Raw genomic sequence first — 7452 nt, 5'->3', positions numbered from 1 at the left:
CATCAGGGCCAGCGGCCGAAATGCCGCGCAAACAGGCCGGACACACGACCGCTTCTGAATGGGTGAATTAAAGTCATTTCCCGCTTGCTATGCAGGAGCCATCCACACAGGACCTTCATGGCACCGCGCAGCGTCGTCCAGGAAGTCCGAGGTCAGCAGTGCGGGCAAAGCTGTCACTTACCAAGTGTCAGCGTCTCGGTAGATGAGACGCAAGATCGTCGTTTCCGCCGGGCGCTTCAAGCCAATACCCAAAGGTCATTTGAAAGAGAAAATAGCGACTTATAGATTGGCAGCATCGCTGCCAGTGATCTGGGGCGAGTTAGGTACAATGTTAACTGAAAGATATCTTGTGAGCCTTGCTCAAACGATAGGTGTCAAGTCACTTCATTGGTGGTTGTCGCTTTTGGTGAAGATATTGTTCGATCGTGGGGAAAAAATATTCCTTAAAGCCAAACTCAAGCAGTCCATTTATCAGCGCGTCGTGAAATTCCGGTGAATCTCTCGGGATGGATTTGCGTGCTTCTGGAGGCAAATGTTCCCAGACTAGGTGAGAAAATTCGAGAGCCGATCTCTTCTCCTTACCATGTGGCATGCGCCAATTACCATCGGGTATACACTCTGCATTAATTTCGCCGGTTCTGCGGTCCTTCTCAACCCACGGGACCGAACCGCTTGGGCAAGTCAGCTTTCCGCCATTGGGTGGAGGCATCTTGGCAGTAAGCATCAATATCGCCCTCCGATTTCAAGCGCACCTCTCAGTTCAATGGAGTAGAGATTTGCTAGGTTCTCCTTGTCTGTCAACTCTAGAGCATCATGCAGAAGGCGGCCCAGATCGTTGCCCTCCACCTCGCCCGCTGTCAGCTCCGTTGCCTTTTGTGCTTCAGTCACATGAGACCATCGCACTTCTTTGCCCCGTCTGTCAGCCAGGCGGTTTGCAAAACTCTCGAGCGTGTCTGCAGGCTGCACAGCGGTGGAAAGGAACCCTCCTACGAAGAAGTCGAGCTTCAAGATCACTGCGAAAAAAACGTAGTTCAGTATGCCAAAGAAAATCAGAATTCCGCCGTAGGTGGCCGGAACATGGTACCATCGGACACTTGAGCAATCGCAACCTACTACCTGTTTTGCTATGGGCACGTTAGGTGCATTGCGAGTAGGCACGTGCCCGAGGAGCGATATAACCCAGCCCGCGACGGCGTCCGCGATCTGCGTGGCAGCCGGCACCCAGAACGGCGACGCAAAGAGGCCGACCCCAAGCCCGATAGACCAGACCGATATCCGGTGCCAAGGAGCAAAACGTCGTGGTAGTAGCTCTCCGCGCCACTTGACTAGTCTTCCAATGATTAGGTCGATCTGAGCGATCCGGCGGTTAAGATTCATAAATACAAGCGTCGCCTAACAAATGTTTGGAATCAAATCTCTCGTTCGGCGGACATTGATAAAACGGCACTCGGATCTGGAGCGGCCACTTTCAATGCTTCCTAACCGATCATTTCTGAGCCTGCTCATGTGCTGCCACCTCGGCAGAAAGTTAGACAGGAGACCAGGCCAAGGCATAACCTGCGTGATTCTGGCACTGTAGTGACAGTCGCGGCAGCAGCCGTTCGCTGCACCGGGACCAAATGACAGGAAGGGGCTCGAACCGGCCATGCAGCGGTGCGCGTGCTGGCCGCCAAGTTGAGTGGGGCTGCGAGGCAGAGACGGCCCTCTCCTGCCGTTCGTCAAGCAGGCTCCGCTGCAACGCAGCTTCCCCGAACCGGCCATCCGTGGCATCGTGCAGCAAGGTCTGGCACGCCATGGTCGGCTCCGCGGGACCTTTCGGACCTTAGTCGCCGACGCACTAAGGTCAGCTTCTTCTGCATAGTCAATCTGTGGCGAGTATGCCAACATTCCGGAATGACGCACGAAATTCCAGAGCTTGAGGGTGACCGCGTTCGCTTGCGCCCCTTCCGTCGCTCCGATGTTGCCGGACGGCTCGCCCTCGGACAGTCACCGGAGATCGTTCTTAGTTTCGGAGGTGACCCGGAGGGCCTTCCGCCGTATGGGGAGGACGATGCCCGGTCGTGGGTGGAGCGAAACCTTGCACATCCCCTTTGTTGGGCAGTCGATGTCGACGGTAGCCTGTTGGGGGAGGCTCGTTTGGACGGGCTCGATCTCCACGACAGCCGGGCGCGCCTGGCGATCGGGCTTTACGACGTCTCGCAACTCGGAAAAGGACTGGGTCGCGAAGTGATCGAATTGATCTTATCGCATGCCTTCGGAACGCTGCGGCTACATCGGGTCGACCTGCGGGTACTCGCGTTCAATGAGCGTGCAATTCGGTGCTATCATGCCTGCGGCTTCATCGAGGAGGGGCGCGAACGCGAGAGCGCTCGTATTGGCGAGGTTTGGCACGACGACATCATCATGGGAGTGCTGGCGAAAGAATACCAAAGCCAGACCTGATAGAGCTGCGTTTCCGCAATGCTGACATTCCTGCAGCTCGCAGCATCGGTCAAAGTGGGCTCGGAGCGGTCATGCGGCCGCGCGGCAGGCTCCTCGCCCAGCCAAAGTCACACCAAATGCGCAAAAGCCGCATAAAATTAAAATGTCAGGATGTCATGGTAAGACACGGAACCACAAAATTTTCATTCCAGCAGGTTGATGTTTTCTCCTCCAGAGCTTTGCTAGGTAACCCGTTGGCAGTTGTCATCGGAGCAGATTCCTTGACCGCATTTGATATGGCTGCCTTCGCGAGTTGGACGAACCTTAGCGAAACGACCTTCCTTCTCCAGCCGAAGTCGGCAGATGCCGACTACCGCGTTCGCATCTTTACGCCTGTTGCCGAATTGCCGTTCGCGGGTCACCCTACCTTGGGGAGTTGCCATGTCTGGCTGTCTTCCGGTGGGCGACCAAAGAATGGTGACATTATCCAAGAGTGCGAAGCAGGACTTTGAATAGCCCCGCGTTTCTTAGACGCCTTCGTGTCTCAGTTTCTGCTGCCGCTCGAAGTGGACCGGCGACAGCATTCCGTTCCGGGCGTGTTTGCGCTTCGGGTTGTAAAACATCTCAATGTAGTCGAACACATCCCGCCTGGCTTCTTCGCGTGTTCGGTAGGTCCGTCGCCTGACCCGCTCTCGCTTCAGCAGGTTGAAGAAGCTCTCCGCAACCGCGTTGTCATGGCAGTTTCCGCGGCGGCTCATCGAGTGCTCCAGATTGTGTGCTCGCAGGAACGCGGCCCAGTCCATGCTGGTGAATTGGCTGCCCTGGTCCGAATGTATCAGGACCTTTTCCTTGGGCTTTCTTCGCCACGTCGCCATCAGCAGTGCTTGCAGGACAACGTCTGTCGTCTGGCGGCTCTGCATCGCCCAGCCGACCACACGACGCGAGAACAGATCGATGACCACGGCTAGATAGGCGAAGCCCTCCTGTGTCCGGATGTAGGTGATATCGGTCACCCAAGCCGTATCCGGTGTCGCCACGTCGAACTGCCGATCAAGCGTGTTATCGACGACCACCGAAGGTTTCCCGCCGCACTTGCCCGATCGACGCTTGTAGCCGATCTGCGCCTTGATGCCGGCCAAGCTGGTCAGGCGGGCGACCCGATTCAGGCAGATGCTTTCGCCCTGCTCGAGAAGGTCGTCATGCAGCTTGCGGTGGCCGTAGACCTTGCCGCTGTCCAGCCACGCCTCCTTCAGCATCTCGGTCTGCCGCTTGTCTTCTTTGGCTCGCCTGCTCAACGGTGCCTTCAGCCAGGCATAGAACCCGCTCGGCTGTATGCGCAGGCAGCGGCACATGGCCCTGACAGAGAACTGTCCGCGATGCTCGGCCACGAACGCGTATCTCACTTTGCATCCCTGGCGAAATACGCGGTCGCCTTTTTTAAGATATCCCGCTCCTCCGTCACTCTCAGGAGCTCACGCTTGAGCCGACGGATCTCCGCCTCTTTCTCAGCGTCACCGGATGACGCCTTCCCGAACTTCTTCTTCCAAGAGTAGAGCGAGTATTGGCTCACGCCCAGACGCTCAGCCACCTCCCTGACCGGGTAGCCCCTCTCCGTGATCTGCGCGACAGCGTCTCTCTTGAAGTCGTCGCTGAACTTGGTGCTGCTCATCATGGCCTCCTTGCCTCAAAATTAGCAAAAATGAGCTGCTGCCGGTTTGGTGGACACGAAGATAAGATCGTGACCAAGGAACTGGAGAGTGGATATGACGAGACGGAAGTTCAGCCGTGAGTTCAAGATCGAGGCCGTTAGGCTGGTGACGGACCGGGGTGTTTCGGTGGCGCAGGCTGCCCGTGACCTAGATGTGGCCGAGAGCGTTCTGCGCCGCTGGATGCGGGAGCTGACAGCTGCGCCTGCCGCGGCCTTTCCCGGGAACGGACAGATGCGGGCCGATCTGGCCGAGATTGCAGCCCTGAAGAAAGAGGTCGCCCGGCTCCGGGCGGAGCGTGACATCCTCAAGAAGGCGGCAGCTTTTTTCGCGCGAGAGGCGACATGAGGTTCGCCTTCATCGCCAAGCATCGCCACATCTGGCCCGTCAGCTGGCTGTGCGACGTGCTGGATGTGTCGCGCTCGGGCTTCCATGCCTGGCTCAATCGCCCGACCAGCGCCCGCGAGGTCCATGACGCCAAGCTCGTCGCGGCGATCTAGACAAGCTTCAAGGCCAGCGACCGGACCTATGGCGCGCGCCGTGTCTGGCGCGACGTGCTGGAGGAAGGGCTGGCCTGCGGCCTTCACCGGATCGAACGGCTGATGCGGAGCAATGCCTTGCGGGCGCGACCAAGACGCCGTGGAAAGCCGAAGGATGACGGCGAACGCTCGGTCATCGCCGACAACATCCTCAACCGGGACTTCCAGGCCGAGCGGCCAAACCAGAAGTGGCTTGCCGACTTCACCTATGTCTGGACTGCCGAAGGCTGGCTGTATGTCGCCGTCGTCCTAGACCTGTTTTCGCGGCGCGTCGTGGGCTGGTCGATGAAGGCAGAACGGGATGCATCGCTGGTCATGGATGCGCTGATGATGGCCGTCTGGCGGCGCGGCAAGGCCGACGCGCTGCTTCATCATTCGGATCAGGGTTCGCAATACACAAGCGAGCAGTTTCAGCGCTTGCTGGCCGACAACGGCATCACCTGCTCCATGAGCCGGGCGGGCAATGTCTGGGATAATTCCGCGATGGAGAGCTTCTTCTCGTCGCTAAAGACCGAACGAGCGGCGAGGAAGGTCTACCGCACCCGAGACGAGGCACGCGCCGACGTCTTCGACTACATCGAGCGCTTCTACAATCCCCGTAGACGGCATTCAAAACTGGGCTATCTTAGCCCCAAAGAATTCGAGGCCCGCGCTATGTTAGCTTAACACGCTGTCCACGAAACCGGCAGCAGCTCAAAAAGGCGTCCACGATACACGGGGCTATTCAAATCGATGGTCCTAGATCTGGCGGCAAGCGAAGATAGCTTAGATCAAGCATACGCAATTTCGATTGCAGGCTACTCAATTCGTTCTGCTGAGTTTGCTGACATCTTGGGTAAGCACATCGATCACAGAGGCGTATCAGGGCAAGCCGCCAAGCACGCGTTTTCGGAACACGAGGGTGCCATATGGGCGCGGCATTGGGTTGAAAGCATGTGGAACGCCCCGACGCCAGAGGAGTTCTGGCGATGCTTGACAATTGCAAAGACTTCTATGGATGCGCGTGTGAGTCCCGAAGCACCAACGACCAGTATCTGGCGACAGTACGCCCCTGTGTTTCGAGGAGCGAGAAAGTCGGCGATTAAGGACCGGAACAAAGAGCGAGCGAAGAAGCTTCTCGGACAGGAAGCTCCCGAGAGAATTTTCATCGCATCAGTGGACTAGACCTGATTATGGGGGCGGCCAGGTGAAAGTCCGGTCTAGCGACACTGCACTGCAGCGCGCTGGATCGAAATGAAAGTCGCCTATGGGCCGAGAATGTGTGGAAACTCCAATTTCGGGAATCTGTTGGGAACAGTTTCCTGAGTGGCCCGTATGCGGCGATCCGCGCCAGAACGAAATACTGCCGCGGCTTCTTTGGGAGAACGTCGTTTTGGGGTCCACCATGCCTGACCGAGTTTCCACACAGTCTCGGCCGTCCCTGCTGGGCACCACTCATCAGGGAACCCAGCACGCCGCACCGCCGCAGGTCCGCTCCGAGCCCATATCGACATCTTTTTGCTCCGCAGCGAAGGGCGGCTTTCCTGAAACACAACAGAGCCTTAAGATGGCGGAATGAAGCTGACGAGTTCGATTACTGACTATGATGAAAGATGGCCCCGCCTCTTTGAGCGAGAGGCTGGAAGGCTACGGCCGATGTTTGGTGAAGCTTGCGTCGCAATCCATCATGTTGGAAGCACAGCGGTCCAAGGTTTGGCCGCGAAACCTGAAATCGATATTCTCGTGGTTGTTTCCGACGCTAGCCGTTTGGATGTGTGGCAGGCTGACTTGCTCGGCTTGGACTATAAGCGTGGTAGAGACCTGATGACGGGACATCACTTTTTCAAACGTGACGTTGCTGGGGTCAGGACCCACAAGCTTCATATATGCCGATCAGATCACTCGCAGATCGGCAGAATGCTAGGGATACGCGACCACTTGCGAGTCAATGCGACTGATCGCAGGGCCTACGCAGAGCTAAAACTGCGCCTTGAAAGAGAGAACAGAACGGGTATCGCGGAGTACCTGGATGGTAAGGCTCCGTTCTTAGACGATTTATTTCAGAGAAGCCGGAAACAGGCATAGACGCCATTGGTCAGAGGTCCGCTCGGTCCCGTGGTCGTGACGCTCGAGGTAGCTGCAACGAGTGTCAGGAGCGAACCCCAAGCTGTCGTTGCATTGCGTATTTTTAGCCCTGATAGTCACTTACGGAGGGCCCACGTGACCGCATCAACAATCAGACCTTGTGACATTAGTGATTATCCAGCGCTCAAGAGTTTTGACGAGTTTATGGGTGATCGACGGATCGACATGCAGCAGGGCAGCCTCTTGGTCGCCACGCTGGAAAGTGCGGTAGTTGGCTACGCCAAGGTCGCTCATTCCGAATTTATGGGGTGGCCGCTTCTCTCGATTGTCTGTGTGGCCCCCTCATCACGGAGGCAGGGCATAGGTCGCGACCTGGTCGAGGGTGCTAGGCTGGCTACACAATGGCTTCGGCTTTACACCTCCACCGAGGCATCCAACATGCCAATGCGAAAGCTGCTGAAAAGCTGCGATGCCAAAGAGATCGGCTTTACAGACGATCTCAACATGTCTGGCGAACGCGAGATACTGTTTAGACTGAAGTAGCGAACGGCAGCTGAGTCCGCTCAGCTGACCTTGGGATCCTGGACCTTGCTGCGCGGTGCTATGAAGGTCCTGTGTGGATGGCTCCTGCATAGCAAGCGGGAAATGACTTTAATTCACCCATTCAGAAGCGGTCGTGTGTCCGGCCTGTTTGCGCGGCATTTCGGCCGCTGGCCCTGATG

General features: G+C 57.2%; 7 protein-coding genes and 1 pseudogene. 6 read left to right on the top strand and 2 right to left on the bottom strand.

Annotation, left to right across the window (positions count from 1 at the left end; all coding sequences use genetic code 11):
* Positions 1-202 precede the first annotated feature (202 nt).
* Positions 203-496, top strand: a complete 294-nt coding sequence (locus tag KM176_RS24610) for a hypothetical protein (RefSeq protein ID WP_160897315.1) — start codon at positions 203-205, stop codon at positions 494-496.
* Positions 497-723: 227 nt separating this feature from the next.
* Here the strand turns inward: KM176_RS24610 and KM176_RS24605 are convergent, their stop codons facing one another.
* On the bottom strand, positions 724-1377 hold the full coding sequence (locus KM176_RS24605; RefSeq protein ID WP_215558846.1) for a hypothetical protein: 654 nt from the start codon (positions 1375-1377) through the stop codon (positions 724-726).
* Positions 1378-1893: 516 nt separating this feature from the next.
* On the opposite strand from KM176_RS24605, the gene KM176_RS24600 reads away from it, so the two are divergent.
* Both KM176_RS24600 and KM176_RS24595 read left to right on the top strand, forming a co-directional pair.
* Positions 1894-2442, top strand: a complete 549-nt coding sequence (locus tag KM176_RS24600) for a GNAT family N-acetyltransferase (RefSeq protein WP_160897317.1) — start codon at positions 1894-1896, stop codon at positions 2440-2442.
* 71 nt (positions 2443-2513) lie between these two features.
* Positions 2514-2933 (top strand): PhzF family phenazine biosynthesis protein, encoded by a 420-nt coding sequence (locus tag KM176_RS24595; protein ID WP_328806077.1) that lies wholly within the window; start codon positions 2514-2516, stop codon positions 2931-2933.
* Between the two features lie 15 nt (positions 2934-2948).
* Here KM176_RS24595 and KM176_RS24590 read toward each other — a convergent pair.
* Positions 2949-4090, bottom strand: a protein-coding gene (locus KM176_RS24590) for an IS3 family transposase (protein ID WP_375372142.1) whose coding sequence is annotated in 2 segments (ribosomal slippage) — positions 2949-3850 and positions 3850-4090 — 1143 coding nt in all. Because the reading frame shifts where the segments join, the coding sequence is not laid out codon by codon here.
* Positions 4091-4184: 94 nt separating this feature from the next.
* Between KM176_RS24590 and KM176_RS24585 the strand changes: the two are divergent.
* The 3 genes and pseudogenes from KM176_RS24585 to KM176_RS24575 all read left to right on the top strand — a co-directional run bounded on the left by KM176_RS24585 (position 4185) and on the right by KM176_RS24575 (position 7273).
* Positions 4185-5332: pseudogene (locus tag KM176_RS24585) on the top strand (IS3 family transposase).
* Between the two features lie 888 nt (positions 5333-6220).
* Positions 6221-6730, top strand: coding sequence for a GrpB family protein (locus tag KM176_RS25400; RefSeq protein WP_160897318.1), 510 nt, complete (start codon positions 6221-6223; stop codon positions 6728-6730).
* Between the two features lie 135 nt (positions 6731-6865).
* Positions 6866-7273 (top strand): GNAT family N-acetyltransferase, encoded by a 408-nt coding sequence (locus KM176_RS24575; RefSeq protein WP_160897319.1) that lies wholly within the window; start codon positions 6866-6868, stop codon positions 7271-7273.
* The last annotated feature ends 179 nt before the right edge of the window (positions 7274-7452 follow it).

This window comes from Pseudooceanicola endophyticus, from assembly GCF_018760365.1.
GTDB classification, from domain to species: Bacteria; Pseudomonadota; Alphaproteobacteria; order Rhodobacterales; family Rhodobacteraceae; genus Pseudooceanicola; species Pseudooceanicola endophyticus.
The sequence above is the reverse complement of the archived record's forward strand: the minus strand, read 5'-3'. Positions and strand labels throughout refer to the sequence as shown.

Coding starts and splice junctions, on each gene's coding strand:
- KM176_RS24610 (WP_160897315.1), top strand. CDS start 203: ATGAGACGCAAGATCGTCGTTTCCGCCGGGCGCTTCAAGCCAATACCC.
- KM176_RS24605 (WP_215558846.1), bottom strand. CDS start 1,377: ATGAATCTTAACCGCCGGATCGCTCAGATCGACCTAATCATTGGAAGA.
- KM176_RS24600 (WP_160897317.1), top strand. CDS start 1,894: ATGACGCACGAAATTCCAGAGCTTGAGGGTGACCGCGTTCGCTTGCGC.
- KM176_RS24595 (WP_328806077.1), top strand. CDS start 2,514: ATGCGGCCGCGCGGCAGGCTCCTCGCCCAGCCAAAGTCACACCAAATG.
- KM176_RS25400 (WP_160897318.1), top strand. CDS start 6,221: ATGAAGCTGACGAGTTCGATTACTGACTATGATGAAAGATGGCCCCGC.